Source organism: Paenibacillus sp. FSL M7-1046, assembly GCF_038007405.1.
Lineage (GTDB): Bacteria > Bacillota > Bacilli > Paenibacillales > Paenibacillaceae > Paenibacillus_AQ.
Genome location: NZ_JBBOXB010000001.1, coordinates 2659776 through 2680015 on the forward strand (window position 1 = coordinate 2659776; position 20240 = coordinate 2680015).

Consider the following 20240-nt stretch of genomic DNA (forward strand, 5'->3'; position numbering starts at 1 on the left):
AAGGAGGGATTGTGCCATGGCGAAAGTGATGTCCAACAAGCTGGTGATCGCACTGTATGTGCTGCCTTCCCTGCTGCTCATCATGGGCATTATTTATATTCCGATTGTCCTGACCGGTTATTATGGACTGAACCAGTGGGACGGCATCGGCAAGATGGTATTCATCGGACTGGACAATTATAAGGAGCTGGTGCGGGACAACGCCTTCTGGCAAAGCGCACTGCATTCCCTGCTGCTCGCTTTATTCTCGGGCATCAGCCTCATCGGTTATCTAGGGATTGCTCTGGTCTTATCCGGCAAAATCAAGGGCGCAAACCTGCTGCGCAAAATCTACCTGATCCCCATGCTGCTGTCTTCCGTAGCCATCGCGCAGTTGTGGATGAAGATCTATCATCCCACCAATGGTGTGCTGAACAGCCTGCTGACTTCTCTCGGGGTCGACAATCCGCCGTCCTGGCTGGCTGAGCCCTCCATTGTGCTGATTGCTTTGTTTATCCCGATTATTTGGCAATATGCCGGTTTTTATATTCTGATTTATTATGCTGCCTTAAAGAACATTCCCGAATCGCTGATGGAAGCTGCGCGGATAGACGGGGCTAATCCTTGGCAGATCGCCACCCGGATCAAGCTGCCGCTGATCAGTGAGGTGATTAAGGTGACGGTGGTACTGTCGGTAGTGGGGTCGCTGAAATATTTTGATCTCATTTATGTCATGACTGACGGGGGTCCGAACGGGGCAAGTGAAGTTATGGCATCTTATATGTATCACAAGGCCTTCCGCAGCTTTGACTTCGGATATGGCAGCGCGGTAGGGTTCTTCCTGCTGCTCATCTGTCTGGTGGCCACTTATCTGATCCGTAAGGCGACTGCTTCGAAAGATACGATCCAGTATTCGTGATTAAATATTGCCCGCCTTGAAAGGAGGAGCCTATCATGAGAACTCAAGCTGCTGCGGGCTACCCGCCGATTCGGCAGCGCAGCGGGGTACCGCTCTTGCACAGAACCGGTTATGGCGTCATGTACCTCGCCCTTACCGCCGTAGCTGTGATCCAGGTGCTGCCGCTAGTCTGGCTGCTCATCTTCTCGCTGAAGAACAATCAGGAAGTATTCAACATGGCTCCATTCGCCATTCCGGCGCATCCGCACTGGAGCAATTATGAAAATGTATGGGTCAACGGAAATATAGGACAGTATTTTCTGAACAGCGTCTGGATCACGGCGGTTGCACTGGTGCTTACGGTGTTGCTGGCCAGCTTCGTCACCTTTGCCGTGACCCGCATGATCTGGAAGGGCAGATCACTGGTGCTGGGCCTGTTTATGGTCGGGCTGATGATCCCTGTCCATTCCACATTGATTCCGCTGTTCAGTATGTTTCTGAAGCTGCATTTAACGGATAATCCGCTGTCGATCATTCTGTCGTATGTGGCGTTCAACCTGCCCACAACGATTATGATTCTGCTTGGCTTCTACTATGCACTGCCGAAGGAAGTGGAGGAGGCGGCAATTATTGACGGCTGCTCGGTGAACAGAATGTTCTTCAAGATTGTGCTGCCAATGACTTCGTCCGTGCTGGCGACAACAGCCATTATCAATATGATCTACAACTGGAACGAGTTCATCTTCGTCAACACATTCATCAGCTCCGACAAATACAAGACGCTAACTGTCGGGGTCCAGAATTTTATCGGCCAGTATACTACAGACTGGGGGGCGATCGGTGCTACGCTGATGATCAGCATTCTGCCGATTCTGCTGGTGTTCCTGATTATGAGTGAACGGATTGTCGAGGGCATTGCCGCCGGTTCTGTTAAAGGCTGACGCGTGTGCAGGAGAAGCAGTATAATTCTTCATCCTCAATCGTAATCCTGTCAAAACCATGCTGGACAGCCAGCTCTATCAGAGCCTGATCCGGAGGAATCGGTTCACGCGTGCTGCTGTAGCCAATCCGCGCATGATGCTCTTTAAGTCCCTGCCTGGTCCTGGAATGGGCAATCATAAATGTGCCGCCGGGATTCAGACTGCGCTCCGCATTGACGAACAGCATCTCCAGATTTACGAAATGGGGAATGCTGTTATAGATCAGCACATAATCAAAGCCGGATTCGCAAATGAAGGGATTTTCGAAATCAACACACTGCGTCTCTGCTTCAGGATAGCCTTCCCGCAGCGCTTCCAGCATCGCGCCGGAGATGTCGAGGGCGAGGTAGCGGCCTGGGCGGATGCTGAGCTTGTGCAGCGCAGCGGGTATGACACCGGTGCCGGAAGCTACGTCCAGCAGGCTCTGCCCTGCTTTTATGCCCAGAGCTTGGACAACTTTCTGGGCCAGTGCAACGGATTCCTCGCTGTTGTTCCATCCGGCGGCCAGGGCATTGAAATGTTCAATTTCACTTTCTTTCGGTGAATGTGTGGTCATATGCGGCCTCGTCTCCTGTTATGTATTTTTATGGAATCCATTATAAATGAAAAAAGGCGGTTCGTCAGGTCGAAAAGACCTTGGCGAACCGCCTTCTTCAAGATATAAGCTGTTTCATCTTGCGGAATACTTAATGTGCTGCAGAAGGAGAGGGGCTAACCGGTGTCTCTGCATCATGCTGGATCAGCCCGTGTTTCTCCCAGGCTCTGCTCTTCCAGCGGAAATACATAATCACGGCTCTTACCCATTCGTCAAAAGCGGTGGCCAGCCATACCCCGGCCAGGCCGAGATCAAGCGTGAACACCAGGAAATAGCCAAGCGGCAGACTCATGCAGACCATGGAGATCAGCCCCATATAAACAGGGAACTTAGCGTCGCCCGAGGCCCGCAGAGAGTTAATGATCACCAGGTTGCAGGTGCGTCCCGTCTCCAGGAAGAAGCTGAGCAGGATGACCTGGGCACCCATCCGGACAATGCTCTCATTGTCGGTGAACAGTCCGAACAGCGGCACACGGAAGGCGATAACAATGACATCCATAATTACGGTGACAAGCAGAGCCCACTTCACACTGGAGAATACCCGCGAATAGGCCTCCTCGGGACGTTTTGCACCGACCAAATGTCCAACAATGATCGAGGTACCCATGGATACTGCGACGCTGAACAAGAAAATATAACTCGAGATATTCAGCGCGTATTGGCGCGTGGCCATCGCTTCAGCGCCCAAGTACGTAATATACAGCGTAAATACCAGCTGGCAGGATTGATAGGTAATGGATTCAAAAGCAGACGGAATGCCGATTTTGAGAATCTGCAGCACGTACTTTTTGGAGAGGTGGATGTAGTAGGTCCATTTGACCCGTACCTCCACGATCCGGTACAGCAGCAGGAAGAACAGTACCAGCGTGATCAGCCGGCTCAGCACTGTGGAAATGGCCGCACCCTGCACTCCCATTGCAGGCAAGCCAAAATGTCCGAAGATCAGAATGTAGTTGCCGGCCACATGAATGATATTCATGAGCAGGGAGACCATCATCGTCTGCTTCGTGAAGCCGTGCGTGCGGATCGTAGTCGCCAGGGCGTTAAGCAGTGCCTGCAGAAAAATACCGCCTCCGACAATGTTCATATACATTCTGGCATAGACGAGGATATCGCCCTGCACATTCAACGCAGTCAGCAGGCTTCCGCCGAACAGCAGCAGAACCGCGCTTAGAATGAGGCCTACGGCCAGATTGAGCGTAATTGCATTTCCGGTTACATTAGCCGCTTCCTGCGGTTTCTTCGAACCGAGATATTGGGAGACGACGATGGCTGCGCCGTTTCCGATTACACTGAGTACTAGAATAGCTATAGCTATAATCTGATTCGCTGCACCCACACCGGATACGGCATCGTCCGATACCGAACTGATCATAAACGTATCGACGCTGCCCATAAGCATGAACAGGAACAGCTCCAGGAAAATTGGCCAGGTCAGCTTAATCAGGTTGAACTCTTGATGTTTTGCTTGCTCCATAATACACCTTCTTATTATTATTGCCCGTACTAATGTAAATGCTTTAGTCCCAAACAAAATGTATGTTAGCACAGCTTTTATGAAAATGCAGTATTTTTACGAAAATAATGAAAAATTGGATGATTTTCTTTCAAGATTGGCATCATTTAAGCCTCTGCGCAGCACAATAGTATCCTCCAGGTAACTACATCACAATAAAGTGCCTACTTCCCTTTTGAACTGCATGAACTTACACTTAGTGCAACACTTACAAAAATACACTAAAGAGGAGATTTATCATATGAAGCTGCAATTAGCACTAGATCTTGTGGATATCGCCGGAGCCAAGGAAATCGTCTCGGAGGTGGCCGAATTTATTGATGTTGTGGAAATCGGCACACCGATTGTTATTAATGAAGGACTGCACGCGGTGAAGGCCATTAAAGAAGCTTTCCCGGCGCTGACCGTACTGGCTGATCTGAAAATTATGGATGCAGGCGGTTATGAAGTGATGAAGGCCGTGGAGGCGGGTGCGGATATCGTTACCGTGCTGGGTGTTTCCGATGATTCGACGATTAGAGGCGCCGTTGAGGAAGCCAAGAAGACGAATAAAGAGATTCTGGTCGACCTGATCAACGTCAAGGATATCAAGGCAAGAGCCGCTGAAGTGGACGCACTGGGTGTGGATTATGTGTGTGTACACTCCGGTTATGATCATCAGGCCGAAGGCAAAAATTCTTTCGCCGATCTCCATGCGATCAAGAGCGTAGTAAAGCGGGCCAAAACTGCGATTGCCGGGGGGATTAAGCTGAGCACACTGCCGGAAGTCATTGCAGCCGGACCTGACCTCGTTATCGTTGGCGGCGGCATCACCGGTGAAAGTGACCAGAAGGCAGCGGCGGCAGAAATGAAACGCCTTGTGAGCCAGGCCTAAGGCTCGTATGGATACCGTTAGCTACGCACAGGAAATAGTGAAGGAGCTGCAGCGCTCGGCAGCGCAGCTTGATGCAGCAGAAGCTGAGGAATTTGCAGCGCTGCTGCTGCGCTCCGGCAAGGTGTTCGTCGCCGGGGCGGGCCGGTCGGGGCTGATGGGCCGGGCCTTTGCTATGCGGCTGATGCATGCCGGCAAAGAGGCCTATGTAGTCGGCGAGACTGTGACGCCGGGAATCGAAGCGGGTGATGTTCTGGTGCTTGGTTCGGGATCAGGTGAAACGAAGAGTCTGCTCGTGATGGCGGAGAAAGCCAAGGCGCTTGGCGCAGCGGTTGCCGCTGTGACCATTGCGCCGGAGTCGACGATCGGTAAGCTGGCTGATTATACAGTGAAGCTGCCGGGCTCTCCGAAGGAACAGAACGGCGGAGAGCGTGCCACCATCCAGCCTATGGCCTCCTTGTTTGAACAGACCCTGCTCGTCTTCTATGATGCTGTGATTTTGCGGATGATGGAGCAGACCGGTCAGACCACTACGCAGATGTTCGGCAAGCATGCCAACTTGGAATAAAACAAACCACGCCTGTCCGGTTACCCAGACAGGCGTGGTTTGTTTAGGTGTAATTTGCCGCTGAACCAATGGAAGCAGCCTAGCGCTTAAGCAGATCTTCACGGATAGGAGTGAAGACATCGAGCAGCGCTGAATCTGCCTCCAGTGCAGTCACGCCATGCTTGGCATTTCCCGGTATAGCAATGCTCTGGCCTGCTCCTATGCAGTACTCCTTGCCATCAATGCGGAACACAAAGCTTCCACGCAGACAGTAACTCATCTGCTCATGCGGATGGCTGTGCTCATAGCCCTCGGCTCCCTCTTCGAAATGAACCTCCATCATCATCAGACTGGCTGCCGCATTCAGGATGCAGCGTTTGACGCCCGGCTCCGCCGGTTCCCATACTCCAAGATTGCTCATGTCTATTTCCTCCTTAGGTTAGTTGAATTTGCAATACAATTGCTGCCTGACAAGGGCAGTAATTGAGGCAGCAACGCCGGATGCTTAGGATGATTGTATTTCATGCAACAGCATAGGTATTTGACTGCGGTAAAACTCAATCTGTTGTATATCATACAGCTGATTTCGGATGTATTGGATGAAATAGTCCTTTTTTTAAGAATCTGTTGCACGAAGTGCAGGAGATTCAGTTTTTAGGCCAAGTTATGGTCTTTCTGCTGTATCAAGTGCAATTGATGGGCCTCGCGGTCTTAACGTGAAGATGAATAGATAGGGGTCAGACCCGTTCAAATCCTTTTAGAACGGCAATCTGAATTGTTCCAGGCTCAAGGTACAGGATGTCAGCTTCCGAGTCCTCGAGAACTGTCAGCCCAGCCTGCGAATGCCGGGCTTCCGCAGCTTGGGCCGCTGTGTAACCAGCCACTGCCCCTCCAGCCAAAGCCGTTTCTGCTGTGCCGAGCAGCCTGAGCGGTACTCCGCCGGGAACGCGGATGCGGCGGGTCATTGTGGAGCCGTTGATGGCGGCGACACACCAAACGCCGTCTGCGCGGGCGATCTTATACAAGCGGACGCCTTCTCCGGCTTCTTCGCACTCCAACGGCTCCAGCCGGAGTGCGGGAGCCGCTGCTTCCCGGGGATGCAGCAGCACCACATAGTCCTCACCAGCGTTGCCGTGCACACGGAAATGCTGCTGCGCGGCCAGCGGGTACGCTCCGCCTACGGCACCCTCTCCGGTCGTAATGACCGGAAGGGCAGGCTCGGCGATATGCGTGCTCAGCCGCATGCCGCCTAAGCCTACAGCGTCAATGGCCTGCTCCGTGACTTCGGCCTCCGTACTCAGCGTATGCAGATTCCAGACACTGTCTGCCCCACCCTCAATCCGGTCCCAGACCAGATAAGCGTCAAAACCCGCTTTGATGAACAAGAAATGCCGCTCATATTCTCCGGCCCGCGCATCGGGAATGAGACTTTTTGCATAATCCAGCTCCTCTGAGAAGCAGACCTCCCGGCAGACGCTTTGCAGCGGACCGTCCAGAATGTCTCCCGTTTCACCGGTGAACTGGACGACGTTATGCGCGGCTCCGGACACATACCAGTGGCGGTCCCCGTTGTAATAGCCGCCGGTTCCGGCATCCAGCGTCAGGGGAACCCCATCTGCCCAGATGGAGAAATGGCCTTCATCATGATGGGCGTGATAGGTCAGCGGTGAAGCCTCGTAAATGGCATAATGCTGCAGGTTCTGCTCTCCGCCGCGGAAGATGACATAGCCGATGCCTGGATAATGTACGGAGCGGAGAGTAGGTTTCTGCTCTGGAAGATCCGGCTGCGGATACAGCAGCGCGACCAGCGGCAGCGGGAAGGCTCCGGTATCCTGGACGGGCGCGCCGCCGTGCTTCCAGGTCCAGATCATTTCCGCTGCCAGCTGCGGATCTTCCTCTGCATAGAATCGGGCTGCGTAGCCGAGCAGGCGGAACCATTGTTCCTGCACATTGGCATCGCCGACAGCCGGAGTAAGCAGAACGGGCGCACCGGAAGGGCCGCCTTGAATAATGTCCTCTGCTGTCACGATGCCTATCAGGAAGCGGTACATCGCCTTTACCTTGGGATGCCGGAAATAATCAATTCCCCTCAGGCGCCTCAGCAGGGCAAAGAAAAGGAAATAACGGTGCAGTACGGCGCCGTGATAGCGTACATTTTCCGGCCATGCGCCCTCCGCATCAACCACTTCCGCGAGCTGCCAGTCGATCACGGAGCGGGCATGCTCCAGGTATGCTCCGCTTTCGGCCTCCTGCGGGAAGAGGAGCGCATAGACCCCGAGCCCGGTTGCCCGGTCGGCATTCCAGTTGCTGCGCTTGCCGCCCTTCTCGTCCGGGAAGGTCGTAAGGTCGAACCGGTAGTAGACGGTATCCATCATCATCGCCGCGATATAGCGGAAATCGGCGAGCAGTGCCGCCGTTTCCCCGGCAGCGAGCGCTCCGCTGCCTGCAATCTGGTCATAGATGACCGAGGCGGCGGCCAGCCCCCGGCCGATATGCACAGCGCCGTAGGTATCGTCGTCATGCCAGCCGTCCCGGCGGAAAATATCCATGCCAAGCCGCATATCGGCAAGCATGTATTGCAGCTTGCGCTTGGCCAACCCGGCATACTGCTCTTCACCCGAGACCATATAAAGGTTGGCATCCGCACCGGCAGCCTCCAGCAGATACGCCCAGTTGGTCAGCGTGGGCCGGTTGAAAAGCGGGGACAGCCGCTCCAGTCCAAGCGGTTGTCCTGCGGAATCGAGAAAAGTAACCCCGGTGTATATGCCGCCGTTAACAAGAGGGGCTTCCAGACTAAGCTCTGTCTGGATACCGTAATAATCCCCTGCGCATACAGGCAGGAGCTCCTCATAACGTAGAACCGTCCACTCTGCCTCCGCTGTATTGTTGATTCGTACGCTCCGCACATGGTCCTCCGGCACGCCGCCAGCCGGAGTCACCCCGGAAGGCTGCAGGCCGCTTCCGCTGCCGGACAGTTGCTCCAGCACAATGGTACTGCCGCTTCCCGGCATTTGGGTCCAGCCGTTCAGCGCCTCCCCGAAGCTGCCGTTTATCAGTGCCACCGGCAGTCCAAGCTGGGAATGTGTCAGGCGCACGCCGCAGGTACGGGCAACGCCCTGTCCCCGGACATGAACAGCCAGCTTCAGGAAGGCGGTCCCGGCGGGAACTTTGAAGACGAAGGGTTCTACCCGGAATACACCGAGGCCGCTAAGCGGAACGGCCGCCTCGCGGGCGGCAAATTGTCCGGACAGTTGCTGATGTCTTGCGTATTCCTGCGCAATTGCGGGAATCTGTTCAATTCTGCTGCGGATTTCCCCCAGTTGTTCCCGGTCATAGCAGCCGAAGGGGCGGGCTTCGGCTGCGCCGTTATATGCTGAATTCATTGGTAGAATCAAACCTCCCTGTGAAGTTGTAATCCTGTTCTGTTATTTACTTTCTTCTTTAATTATAGCTGTCCCGGGAGCGAATCAGGGATGGATAAAAACAGGAAGCAGAGGGGACAAAGCGACTGAAAACTGCCTGGCAAAGTGACGTCTTGACCTCGGGGCTTATTTTAAATGAAAAAGTGAAATTCTCCCCCTTAGCGCAGTCGGTTTCTCCCTAACTGTGTATGCACAGAGGGACGTATGATTAGGACAGAAGCGCAAGTCCAATGACAGGAGGAACAATCAATGAATGAAACGAAACGTCAAATAAACGCCTGGACCTTTGTAGCGCCCAGCTTGATTCTGACGCTGATTTTTGGGGTGTACCCTATCTTTTGGGCTTTAAAGTACATGTTCTACGATTATCAGGGCTTCGGCACACCGCTTTTCATCGGCCTGGATAATTTCGAGCGGCTGTTCCGTGATAAGGATTTCTGGCAGTCCGTGGTCAACACCTTCATCTATGCAGGCGGCAAACTTGTGATTACCATCCCGCTGTCATTTGTACTGGCGGTAATTCTCAACCGCGCCTTGAAGGGGCGCCAGCTGCTGCGGGCGATTTATTTCATGCCTACCGTGATCAGTGCTTCGGTGATGGCGATTGTGTTCTACGTTATTTTCAACTCTTACAACGGAATGGTGAATCAGCTGCTCATGGGCGCCGGAATTGTATCCGCTCCCATAGACTGGCTGGGCGCCAAGCACGCCTTAATCACGGCGATTATTATCGCAATCTGGGGTGCGGTCGGCAACTATATGCTGCTCTTTATTGCCGGGCTGCAGAATATTCCGGAGGATCTTTATGAAGCCGCTTCCCTGGACGGCGCGGGGCCGCTGCGGAAGATGTGGAGCATTACCGTTCCGATGCTGGGACCTGTGCTGCAAATGATCATCATGCTGGCGATTACCGTCTCTCTGAAAGGCTACGAGAGCATTATGGTGCTGACCGAGGGCGGGCCGTACGGCAAGACGGAAGTTATGTATCTGTACCTCTATAAACTGTTTTTCCCTGTATCGAGCGGAGGATCGAGCATCCAGCAGTTTGGTTACGGGAGCGCGGTCGGGTTCACCACTGCGGTTATCGTCGGTCTGATCACTCTGGTTTACTTTTATGTATCCAAGAAGCTGAATGATATCTATTAAAAGAGAGGAGAATGTACAGTGAGCACATTGCATGCGGAAACGAAAATGACTCCGGCACAAGCTGAGCGTTCGGTTAAGACCAAAGCGCTGCTGTCCAAGGTACTGCTGTGGATTTTCCTGCTTCTGGTGGCGGCTTTTGCGGTGTTCCCGATTGTTCTGGCCTTTTTCGGGTCGCTTAAGTCCAATCTGGAGCTGACTACAGGAACAACCCTGCTGCCGAAGGAATGGAAATTCGATAACTATTCGCAGGCCTGGACTTCAGCGAATTTCGCACGCTTCACCTGGAACAGCGTATTTATCAGCACATTTACTACTATAGGCACTCTATTGATAGGAACAATGGCCGCTTATGCGGTAGCGAGGGTTGATTTCTACGGGAAACGGCTGTATGTGATCATTCAGTCCTGCACTCTGTTTATCTCTATCGGTGCTGTCGTGCTGCGTCCCCAGTTTGATCTTATGGTATCGCTTCATCTGCAAAAATCGCTCTGGGGCGTCATCATCATTCTGATCAGTGCCCATGCGACCGCATTCTTTATGTTGATCGGTTTTGTGCGGGCGATCCCGAAGGAACTTGACGAGGCGGCGTTTATTGACGGCTGCAACTTCTATAGCGTATACTTTCGTGTTATCTTGCCGCTCCTGACGCCCGCGCTGGGGGTGACTGCGCTCTGGACCTTCCGCGGCGCATGGAATGAATATATTCTGCCGCTGGTATTTACTATGACGCAGCCTGCCTTGCAGACACTGACCGTAGGTTTGGCCGGGCTGAAATACGGTATCGGGGATGCGGCGCAGCCCCAGTTAATGCTTGCCGGCGCATGTTTGTCCATGCTGCCGATGATTATTGTCTATATTTTTGCTAACAAATCATTCATGCAGATGACGGCTGGCTCTGTAAAGGGCTGAGGCTAACGCAGCGATTCTCCGGGCGGCCGGTCAACAAAGGATGTGGAACCATGCTGAAGGCCTGGCTTTACCGGACCTCGCTGAAGAAAAGAATATGGCTGTCGTTTACCGCACTGACAGTCTTTTGCATCTCTATTACCGGCCTGTGGGCCTACTCGATTGCTTCGCGGGCTATGGAGCGCAACTCCATCGACCTGAACCGCAATGTGCTGAACCAGTCGGTCAACGTGCTGGACCAGAAGCTGAAGCAGATTATTGTGGCTTCCTCCACCATGATGCTGAGTGAAGCGTACAAGCAGACCATAAGGGACATACAAGCGCATAACACAGACCGGTTTTTCGCCAATTTCTCCTTGCTGCAAGGCCCCTTTACACAGGCGGAGCTGACGGAGAACTCCATTGAATCTATACTGATCAGTACGCCGGACGGGGATTTCTATTCCGCCGGCAATCTGCGCAGAACAGCGACTCCATTTATGGAGTCTTTGCTGTATAAGCGGATCAAGGACAATCCGGAATCGAACTGGGTGGAGAGCCACCAGGACGAGCTGTTCGCCGGAAAGCATCAGGTCATTTCCCTGCTGCTGCAGCCGCTTACGGAGAATTATGTGCCGGATGTCTTTTTGACCGTCAATGTAAAGGAGGACATCCTGGAAGATACGGTCAGCGGAGGTGCGAGCCTTGGCAGCGCAAAGTTTCTGCTGATCAACAAGACGCGGGCAAGTGTCTTCGGAGACAAGGAGCGGCCGGAATGGTCACGCTCGGCGGCATTTATGGACAAGCTGCTTGAAGCAAAAAGCGGCAATTTCGAGTATTCCGCCGGCGGCGGGCCGATGCTGGTCAGCTATGCCGAATCACGGTATGCGGACGACTGGCTGCTGGTCAGCTACCAGTCGAAGAAGGAGCTGCTCCAGCCTGTGCGCAGCATTCAGTGGCTGGTGCTGATGATCATGGCTGTCTGTATTGTGATCGCGCTGCTGCTGGCGAGATATTTGTCTGCACTGCTGCTTGGGCCGCTGCTGAAGCTGCAGAAGACGATGTCGCGGGTGGAGCAGGAGGATCTGGGCGCCCGTTTCCAGAGTCCTTTTCAGGATGAGATCGGGGAAGCGGGCCGTAAATTCAACCAGATGCTGGACCGGATCGGAGAGCTGATTCTTGAAGTCAAGGATACGGAAAAAGAAAAGCGGAAAGCGGAGATCAAAGCGCTGCAGGCGCAGATTGAGCCCCATTTTTTATATAACACACTGAATACAATCTTCTGGAAATGCGAAATGGATGAATATGAAGATGTGAAGCAGATGGTGATTTCTCTGTCCGCCCTGTTCCGGCTGGGCCTGAACAACGGGCAGGAAATTACGACTCTGGGCAGGGAGCTGGAGCATGTCCGCCAGTACCTGAACCTCCAGCAGCAATGCTACGAGGGATTGTTCGAATATACGATAACCGCAGGGCCGGAGCTGCTGGAGCTTCCCGTGCTGAAGATTATCATTCAGCCTCTCGTGGAGAATTCCATTCTGCATGGGCTGAAGGAGCTGCGGAACGGGGGGAGGATTCGGATCTCCGTGGCAGCGGAGGCGCACAATCTTGTAATCCGGGTAACCGACAACGGGGCGGGCATGGATGCGGAGAAGCTGAATGCCCGGCTGAAGGAGCCTGTCGGCAGCGGAGGGTACGCCCTGTCCAATATTTGCAGCCGGTTGCAGCTGTATTACGGCAAGGAGGCCGGATTATCCTTCTGCAGCCGTCCACTTATCGAAACCGAAGCGGTTCTCTCATTTCCAATGGAAGGTGGAGTTTATCCTGAATCACGCTGAACCTATTAAAATATGCATTGTTGACGATATCCCGGCCGTTGTCCGGGGCTTGTCACAGCGAATTCCCTGGGAGGAGCACGGCATTATAGTTGCAGCAACAGCGGCCGACGGAGAAGAAGGGCTAATGCAGATCCGCAAGCACCGGCCTGATATTGTGTTGACCGACATCCGCATGCCGTTCACCGACGGACTTGAGATGATGCGGATCATTCAGGCGGAGCAGCCGGACATCAAGCTGATTTTCCTGACGGGCTACTCCGATTTCACATATGCCCAGGAAGCGGTGAAGCTTGGGGCCTTTGACCTGATCGTCAAGCCTTTTACCAAGCCTCAGGTGCTTGAATCGGTTCTGAAAGCCAAAGAGATGCTGGAGCGGGAACGCTCCCAGGCCGAACAGATGCGGGGGATGGAGCAGAAGCTGCGGGAGAGCATGCCTTATTTGCGCCAGGAGTATATGCGTCTGCTCATCCGCTATGGCAGCAGGCAGCAGCACCTCAGCCAGCAGTGGGATTTCTATGCCATTACAATGAACAGCCGCGACTTTTGTGTGCTGGTGGCGGAAATAGACTTTTTTGCAGAGCGCACGGCCGCCCTGCCAGTATCCGAGGTCGAGCTGATCCGTTTTGCGGTGCAGAATATTCTGGAAGAGACGGTTGCTGCCTATACGCAAGGTCTTGTCTTCCGCGAGCACGTCAATCAATTCGTCATCGTCATGAATCCCCCGGCGGAGCTGGATGCGGAGCAGCTCGCGGAGAAATGCCGGGAAAACGTATGCCGTCATACGTACCAGACGGTGTCGATCGGACTCGGCGGGGAAATCGAGGAGGCCGGCCAGTTGTCCGTGTCCTATGCCCAGGCGTTGTCTGCGCTGGCGAATACTTTTTTGACCGGCGGGAACAGCGTATACCGTTATGTGGAATCGCTGGAGGGGGATGCCGCCCTGCCCAGGTACTCTTACGACAAAGAGAAGGAACTGCTCTACTGCCTGCGTTCGGCCAATCTGGCCAAAGCGGAGGAGCAACTAGGCGACATCTGGAATGAATGGCTGAGCGCTCCCACCCTGCCGGGCCCGGCAATCGTCAAGACAATGTGTCTTGAACTGGCCCATTCGATCCACCGTGTCTTTTCAGACAAGGCTTCGGACTCGGAGGTCAAGACGCTGGAGAAGAAGCTGGCCGACATGAATGGAGCCGCCTCCTTTGAGGAGCTGCGCAGGCAGATCCGGGAGTTTTGCCGCCAGGGCTGTGCGTACGTGCAAATCCGCCAGTCCAGCGATGCGCGTGTGCTGGTGGAGCGGGCCATCGCCCATATCAATGGAAATCTGCACCGCAACCTTTCCGTAGCAGATTGTGCCAGAGAGGTTCATCTCAGCCCGAGCTATTTCTCCAATCTGTTCAAAAAGGAGATGGGGATGACGCTCGCCCAATACATTATCAGCCGCAGAATGGAGAAGGCCAAGGAACTGGTGCTGGAAGGCATGCAGGTTCAGGATATCGCCGTCTCGCTGGGCTATGAGGACCGCCCCTATTTTACTGAACTCTTCAAAAAATATACCGGCATGACCCCTACCGACTTCCGCTCCAAATACGCTTCGGTCACGCAGCGCGGAAACAGTGATTTCGTCTCCCATGAATAGTTGTTTTCTCCTTCACTTAGAATCGGGCGGACATTCTATAATTTTTATATGAAATGAATGCGATTACAAAAAGAAAAGGGAGGCAATTTAGATGAAAAGAAATAAGTGGATGCTGACTGGAGTTTCGCTGCTGCTGGCCGGTTCGCTGGCTGCGTGCTCCTCGTCCAATACAAATACGGAGGCGGAGGGCAACAATACAGCCGCTGAGAAAACAAAGCTGGTCTACTGGACCATCGACCGACATGATTCTGACTTTATAGAGCAGAAAATCAGTGAGTATGAGGGCCTCAATCCCGATGTCGATATTGAAATGAAGGTGATGGCCGAGAACTACGCCCAGTCGGTGGATATTGCCTTCTCCAGTAAACAAGCACCGGATATTCTGCGTGTGGATACGGGGAACGTGCCAACCTGGGTGAAAAAAGGCTACCTGGAGTCCTTCGACAGTTATATTACACCGGAAATGAAAAGCCGGTTCGAGAAGGTACTCATTAATGAGAAGAACACCGTGGACGGCAAAATCTACACCCTGCCGAATATCGGCCAGTTCTGGCGCCTGATCTATAACGTCGATCTGTTCGAGAAGGCCGGTATTACCGAGCCGCCGACCACGCTGGCGGAAATGGTGGAGGATGCCAAGAAGATTACCGAGGCGGGTAAAGCCAGCGGTGCTTATGGCTTTGCCGGAAATTTCAAAAGTGCAAGCGGCTTTGAACGTATCGCTTATCCGATCACGACCCTCAGCAAAACGGCAGGTACAGAGGGCTTCAACTTCCAGACCGGCCAGTTCGACTTCAGTATGTATAAGGAGGCCCTTGAAGCACTGCGGCAGATCACGATGGACGGAAGCATGATGCCGGGCTCGGAATCGCTGGATATTGACCCGCTGCGCGCGCAGTTCGCCCAGGGTAAAATCGGGATGTATTTCAACCATTCTGTCGAGCCTAGCGTCTACAAAACTCAATTCCCGACCGATATCCGCTGGGCCGCAGCGCTTCCTCCGACAGTAGACGGCCAGCAAAATGGTGCCAGTCAGGTTATCTCCGGCAGCTACCTGGCGATGAGCAAGGATTCGGAGCAGAAGGAAGCGGCTTGGAAATTCATCGAGTGGATGTACAGCGATGAGGTGCAGATTGCCTATCAGGAAGGCGGATACGGGGTTTCAGTTATTCCTTCCGTTGCTGCTGCAGCGAAAGCTCCGGATATTCCGGGAATCGAGAACTTCCTGCCAACGAAATTTGATGCCATCTATCCGGCAACTCCGCTGGTAACTACCGAAGGACGCCTGGAAGGAACGAAGAAAGTCGATGTCTTCAACAAATATATTTTTGACGGCGGAGATTTGGACAAGGAGCTTCAGGATCTGAATACCCGCTATAATGCAGCACTGGAAAAAGCCAAGGCAGCGGGTGACACCACGGTTGAAGCGCAGCCGGACTTCAGCGCAGCCAGCCTGCAGGGAAGCCTGTCCAGCAAATAAAACGCATACGCAGCATACAGACCGCAGGCCGAGCCTGCGGTCTGTATGCGTACATAGGGAATATAGTCCCTATGCGCCTGCCGGGGATGTGCGGCCCCCGGGTGTTTTGTAGTATGATATTAAAGAACGAAAGGGGGCCGCATACCTTGGCGACGGATATTAAAGACCGTATCAATCTGAAGGAAATCAACTGCGAGAAGGAGCTTACGCTTGCCGTTATCGGCGGTAAATGGAAGCTGATCATCTTATGGCACTTGGGCCTTGAAGGAACCAAACGTTTCAGTGAGTTGAAGAAGCTTATTCCTCATATTACGCAAAAAATGCTGACCAATCAGCTTCGTGAGCTGGAGGAAGACCAGCTTGTGCTGAGAAAGGTGTATGCTGAGGTCCCGCCGAGAGTAGAATACTCTTTGACGGAATACGGGCAGAGCCTGCTGCCTGTACTGCGTATGATGTACGATTGGGGCAAAAACTACGGGAATAATGTCATCTGGAAGGATATACCTGAGGGAGATAGATAACGTTCGTTAGCAATAGATTACAGACTGCCGGTCCAAGCTGCAAGCGTGGAGCCAGTAGCACTAAGTATATAATGGAGGGAAATCAAAGATGTCTACAGATTATAGTCCACTGCTGGAATCCTACCGGTTCGAAAACGGGATTTCATTAAAAAATCGTGTCGTTATGGCACCGATGACCAACTTTTCTTCCAATGAGGACGGTACGGTATCCGGTCCCGAATTGCAATATTATGCCCGCCGCTCCAAAGGTGCGGGACTGGTGATTACGGCCTGTGTATATGTGACGCGGGGCGGTAAAGGTTTTGCCGGCGAATTCGGTGCAGACCGTGATGAACTGATTCCAAGCCTGTGCGAGTTGGCTGAAGCAATCAAGGGTGCAGGCGCGAAGGCAGTTCTGCAGATTTTCCACGGCGGCCGCCAGTGTCCTCCTGAGCTGCTTCCGGATGGCCAGACGGTCAGCGCGAGCAATGTTCCGGCTGAGCTGCCGCGCGGAGGTCACGGTCCTGTTCCTCGTGCGCTGAGCGAAGAAGAAATTACCGGCATTATTGCCGACTTCGGCGCGGCTACACGCCGGGCCATCGAGGCCGGCTTCGACGGCGTGGAGATTCATGGGGCGAACGGCTATTTGCTGCAGCAATTCTTCTCCCCGCATTCCAACACACGCGAAGACCGCTGGGGCGGCAGCCTGGAGAACCGGCTGACTTTCCCGCTCGCCGTGCTGCGTGAGGTCAAACATGCGGTGAAGGAGCATACTTCGTCGCCGTTTCTGGTCGGCTACCGCTTCTCACCCGAGGAGCCGGAAACGCCGGGGATTACGATGGCCGAGACCTTTGCGCTGATTGATGCGCTGAAGGAGGAGGGGCTGGACTATCTGCATGTTTCGCAGCAGGATCTGTGGTCCAAGCCTCACCGCGGCACGGACGACAGCCGTCCACGGATTGAGCAGATTGTGGACCGTGCAGGAGATGGTGTTCCGGTTATTGGTGTCGGCTCCCTGTATAAGGCCGATGATGCGCTGAAGAGCCTGGAGACCGGGATCAGCCTGGTAGCCCTGGGTCGCCCGCTGCTGATTGATCCGGACTGGGTGCAGAAGGTTGCCGAAGGGCGAGCTGCTGACATTAAGACGGAGCTTGATCCTTCAGCCCAGGCGGAGCTTGTAATACCGGACCCGCTATGGGGTGCATTAATCCATACGCCGGGCTGGATGCCGATCAAAGCCTAAATCTGAACCAGTGGAGCGTTGGCGTGGTGAAACTGCCGCTTGCGGATTATGGGTGCATTAATCCATACGCCGGGCTGGATGCCGATCAAAGCCTAAACCCGATCCAGCAAAGCGTTGGAGAGGTAAAACTGCCGCCTGCGGATTAATTGGGGCCGCTGCCGCTCCGTTTGGTTTGGTTCATCTCAGACGGAGCCGTTACAGCTAAGTTAGAGGTGTTGCCACGGCCGCGGACCGGGGAGACCTTATTTTCTCTGTAGAGTGCATTTTACGGGACTAACGGACCGTAGTGCGCTTATTACCGTTTCGGCAGCCAAATTTCAGGCCAATTTTCGTGCATAAGTGCATTGGGGTCCGATAGCTTGCCGGAATGATCCTCCAGTCGAAAATAAGAGCTGCTGGGTCCCCGTTGCAAGCCCGGGGTCTATTCTGGCAGTGGAGGAACGATTTCCAGAAAATCCGCGTCCCATACTGATTGCTGTCCGGCTGCCGCCGGATGCTCTCACCAAGCAAAAACCCTCTGACTCCCGCATTGCGGCGGTCAGAGGGTTTTATTTTTGCACAGTTTGCGCAGGTAATAAAAGCGGATAAGCCGCAGGAGCTTCACTACCTGCGCAAAGAGGCCTGCCCGGTCAGAGCAATTGCTTTTGACCGGGCAGGCCGAATTGTTGCAGCGGGTTGTGCAGCCGCAAGGGGAAACCTTAGGCTATGCCTTTTGCTCAAACAGCTTGGCAATCTCAACGATAACCTGTACGGATTTCAGCATAACATCTACAGAAGCGTACTCGAATTTGCCGTGGAAATTTTCGCCCCCGGTAAAAATGTTCGGAGTCGGGAGTCCCATGTAGGAGAGCTGTGAACCGTCTGTCCCGCCGCGGATCGGGCGAATCACCGGTGTTATGCCGAGGTTCTCCATCGCTTCGTGGGCAATATCGACGATATGGCGGACCGGCTCGATTTTTTCACGCATATTATAATATTGGTCATTCAATTCCAGCACAATGTTCTCATCGCCATAAGTGGATTTGAATTCATCTACAATAGCAGAAATATTCGCTTTGCGGTTCTCGAACTGGGTACGGTCAAAGTCACGGATAATGTAATGCAGCTTGCTGTGCTCCGCCGATCCCTGCATGGAGATCAAATGGTAGAACCCTTCATAGCCGTCCGTAAATTCAGGAGCCTCGCCGGATGGCAGCCGGAGGTGGAAGGCCATGGCGATTTTGGACGAATGGATCATTTTTCCTTTGGCGGTGCCGGGATGCACGTTGACGCCTTTGAAGCTGATTTTGGCGGCAGCAGCATTAAAGCTCTCATATTCCAGTTCTCCCAGAGGCCCTCCATCAACGGTGTAGGCGTAGGAAGCGCCGAAGGCGGCGACATCGAATTTATGCGGCCCGCGTCCGATTTCCTCATCGGGGGTGAAGGCGACTCTAATCTTGCCATGCTTAATTTCCGGGTGCTCCAGAAGATACGCCATCGCGGTCATAATCTCGGCGATTCCGGCCTTGTTGTCTGCTCCCAGCAGCGTTGTGCCGTCTGTCGTAATCAGGGTATGTCCCTTATACCCGGGCAGCTCAGGGAAACTCTCCGTGGAGAGGACCACATTCAGCGCCTTGTTCAGCACAATGTCGTTCCCGTCATAATTCTCGACAATTTGCGGTTTCACACCAGTGCCGGTGAAATCTGTCGCGGTATCCAAATGCGCCAGGAAGCCGATCGTCGGAACTTCCTTGTCGCTGTTGGCGGGAAGGGTAGCCATGACATAACCATGCTCGTCCACCGTAACCTCCGCAAGTCCTAGTTCGCTAAGTTCGTCAACGAGCTTACGGGCCAGCACCATCTGCCCCGGAGTGGAAGGACAGGTGTCACTGTCTTCATCCGATTGGGTATCCATCTCAGCATAAGACACAAAACGTTTGATCAGCTCTTCTTTCAAAATGGTTCAGCTCCTCTTTTTCTTCCGGTCGTATGTCTATATTATCACTTTCTATAGAAGGTCTCATCCTTAGCGTTGTGGCGTGCATATGTTATTCCGCTTCGCGGGACAGCGGCTCCTGCCGGAGCAATGACGCCGAGAGCAGGTAACGGTCAGGCGCAGAGCCGACGTAGGAGAAAGGATAGCAGGTGATCAAGGTAAGCACCGGTGTATCACTCTGCTTAATCGCCCCCCGTTCATCGCCGTCTACAATGAGACTGCCGGTAACTTCATAAATGAATTTTCCTTCGGCGGTCTCCAGCTCGATCAGATCATGGACTTCCAGATTGCCAAGGCCGCGAAACACTGTATCGCGATGGCCGGCCAGCACGCTGTTGCCGATGGCGCCAATCGCTGCGCTCCCTTCATAATGCCCTGCGCCTTTTTTCAATTGGGGGCGCTCCGTTCCTTCCAGAATCGCCACCCGTTTATCCAGCCTCGGAAAATAAATCTCTCCAATAACTTCGCCCCCTGTATAATCGGTTCTGGAAATGTTTTTCTCTCCAGAGAGGTTGACCATCCCTGCGGGCAGCGGAGTTTCTTCTTCTGGCACCTGGAGACTGACGGCTTCCTCCCTCTTTTTGTCCCAATCATTTAGGGCATGGCGGGCTTCAACGGGTGCTTTTAAGATCTGCACTACGGAATAGATCAGCACACACAAAGAGAGTATGAAGATCAGCTTCACGGCAATGGATAGCCCGGAACGCTTCTTCATACTCTCACCTCCAA

The 20240-nt window shown here is 53.6% G+C and carries 18 protein-coding genes; 12 read left to right on the forward strand and 6 right to left on the reverse strand.

Features of this window, described 5'->3' with window-relative positions:
• Positions 1-16: 16 nt before the first annotated feature.
• Both NYE29_RS11665 and NYE29_RS11670 read left to right on the forward strand, forming a co-directional pair.
• Positions 17-898 carry a carbohydrate ABC transporter permease gene (locus tag NYE29_RS11665; RefSeq protein WP_038597799.1) on the forward strand — a complete coding sequence of 294 codons (882 nt, stop codon included), beginning with the start codon at positions 17-19 and terminating at the stop codon, positions 896-898.
• 35 nt (positions 899-933) lie between these two features.
• Positions 934-1818 carry a carbohydrate ABC transporter permease gene (locus tag NYE29_RS11670; RefSeq protein WP_076110978.1) on the forward strand — a complete coding sequence of 295 codons (885 nt, stop codon included), beginning with the start codon at positions 934-936 and terminating at the stop codon, positions 1816-1818.
• Here the strand turns inward: NYE29_RS11670 and NYE29_RS11675 are convergent.
• Together NYE29_RS11675 and NYE29_RS11680 are read right to left on the reverse strand one after the other, a co-directional pair.
• Positions 1808-2413: a class I SAM-dependent methyltransferase gene (locus NYE29_RS11675; RefSeq protein WP_076110979.1), complete on the reverse strand. Its 606-nt coding sequence runs from the start codon at positions 2411-2413 to the stop codon at positions 1808-1810. The genes NYE29_RS11670 and NYE29_RS11675 overlap by 11 nt on opposite strands.
• Before the next feature lie 130 nt (positions 2414-2543).
• Positions 2544-3929 (reverse strand): MATE family efflux transporter, encoded by a 1386-nt coding sequence (locus tag NYE29_RS11680; RefSeq protein WP_076110980.1) that lies wholly within the window; start codon positions 3927-3929, stop codon positions 2544-2546.
• A 280-nt stretch (positions 3930-4209) separates the two neighbouring features.
• Here NYE29_RS11680 and hxlA point away from each other — a divergent pair, with 280 nt between their 5' ends.
• Complete coding sequence (gene hxlA, locus NYE29_RS11685; RefSeq protein WP_038597793.1) at positions 4210-4842, forward strand: 3-hexulose-6-phosphate synthase; 633 nt, start codon at positions 4210-4212, stop codon at positions 4840-4842.
• Between the two features lie 7 nt (positions 4843-4849).
• Complete coding sequence (gene hxlB, locus NYE29_RS11690) at positions 4850-5407, forward strand: 6-phospho-3-hexuloisomerase (RefSeq protein WP_340896074.1); 558 nt, start codon at positions 4850-4852, stop codon at positions 5405-5407.
• Between the two features lie 79 nt (positions 5408-5486).
• On the opposite strand, the gene NYE29_RS11695 is transcribed toward hxlB, so the two are convergent.
• Complete coding sequence (locus NYE29_RS11695) at positions 5487-5807, reverse strand: cupin domain-containing protein (protein WP_038597789.1); 321 nt, start codon at positions 5805-5807, stop codon at positions 5487-5489.
• Positions 5808-6123: 316 nt separating this feature from the next.
• The gene (locus NYE29_RS11700; RefSeq protein ID WP_340896075.1) at positions 6124-8769 is read right to left on the reverse strand and encodes a heparinase II/III domain-containing protein; all 2646 of its coding nucleotides are present in this window, start codon (positions 8767-8769) and stop codon (positions 6124-6126) included.
• A 288-nt stretch (positions 8770-9057) separates the two neighbouring features.
• On the opposite strand from NYE29_RS11700, the gene NYE29_RS11705 reads away from it, so the two are divergent.
• The 8 genes from NYE29_RS11705 to NYE29_RS11740 all read left to right on the forward strand — a co-directional run bounded on the left by NYE29_RS11705 (position 9058) and on the right by NYE29_RS11740 (position 17682).
• The gene (locus NYE29_RS11705; protein ID WP_038597786.1) at positions 9058-9954 is read left to right on the forward strand and encodes a carbohydrate ABC transporter permease; all 897 of its coding nucleotides are present in this window, start codon (positions 9058-9060) and stop codon (positions 9952-9954) included.
• 45 nt (positions 9955-9999) lie between these two features.
• On the forward strand, positions 10000-10863 hold the full coding sequence (locus NYE29_RS11710; RefSeq protein WP_052092751.1) for a carbohydrate ABC transporter permease: 864 nt from the start codon (positions 10000-10002) through the stop codon (positions 10861-10863).
• A gap of 50 nt (positions 10864-10913) precedes the next feature.
• Positions 10914-12677 (forward strand): sensor histidine kinase, encoded by a 1764-nt coding sequence (locus tag NYE29_RS11715; RefSeq protein ID WP_340896078.1) that lies wholly within the window; start codon positions 10914-10916, stop codon positions 12675-12677.
• Positions 12652-14313, forward strand: coding sequence for a response regulator (locus NYE29_RS11720; protein ID WP_340896080.1), 1662 nt, complete (start codon positions 12652-12654; stop codon positions 14311-14313). The genes NYE29_RS11715 and NYE29_RS11720 overlap by 26 nt, the downstream gene beginning before the upstream one ends.
• Before the next feature lie 91 nt (positions 14314-14404).
• Positions 14405-15793, forward strand: a complete 1389-nt coding sequence (locus tag NYE29_RS11725; protein WP_340896081.1) for a sugar ABC transporter substrate-binding protein — start codon at positions 14405-14407, stop codon at positions 15791-15793.
• Between the two features lie 113 nt (positions 15794-15906).
• On the forward strand, positions 15907-16314 hold the full coding sequence (locus tag NYE29_RS11730) for a winged helix-turn-helix transcriptional regulator (RefSeq protein ID WP_445322161.1): 408 nt from the start codon (positions 15907-15909) through the stop codon (positions 16312-16314).
• 88 nt (positions 16315-16402) lie between these two features.
• Positions 16403-17536 (forward strand): NADH-dependent flavin oxidoreductase, encoded by a 1134-nt coding sequence (locus tag NYE29_RS11735; RefSeq protein ID WP_340896083.1) that lies wholly within the window; start codon positions 16403-16405, stop codon positions 17534-17536.
• Positions 17488-17682 (forward strand): hypothetical protein, encoded by a 195-nt coding sequence (locus tag NYE29_RS11740; protein ID WP_340896085.1) that lies wholly within the window; start codon positions 17488-17490, stop codon positions 17680-17682. The genes NYE29_RS11735 and NYE29_RS11740 overlap by 49 nt, the downstream gene beginning before the upstream one ends.
• Positions 17683-18239: 557 nt before the next feature.
• On the opposite strand, the gene pepT is transcribed toward NYE29_RS11740, so the two are convergent.
• Together pepT and NYE29_RS11750 are read right to left on the reverse strand one after the other, a co-directional pair.
• Positions 18240-19472, reverse strand: coding sequence for a peptidase T (pepT, locus tag NYE29_RS11745; RefSeq protein ID WP_340896087.1), 1233 nt, complete (start codon positions 19470-19472; stop codon positions 18240-18242).
• Between the two features lie 91 nt (positions 19473-19563).
• Positions 19564-20226 carry a class D sortase gene (locus tag NYE29_RS11750; protein ID WP_340896089.1) on the reverse strand — a complete coding sequence of 221 codons (663 nt, stop codon included), beginning with the start codon at positions 20224-20226 and terminating at the stop codon, positions 19564-19566.
• Positions 20227-20240: the final 14 nt, after the last annotated feature.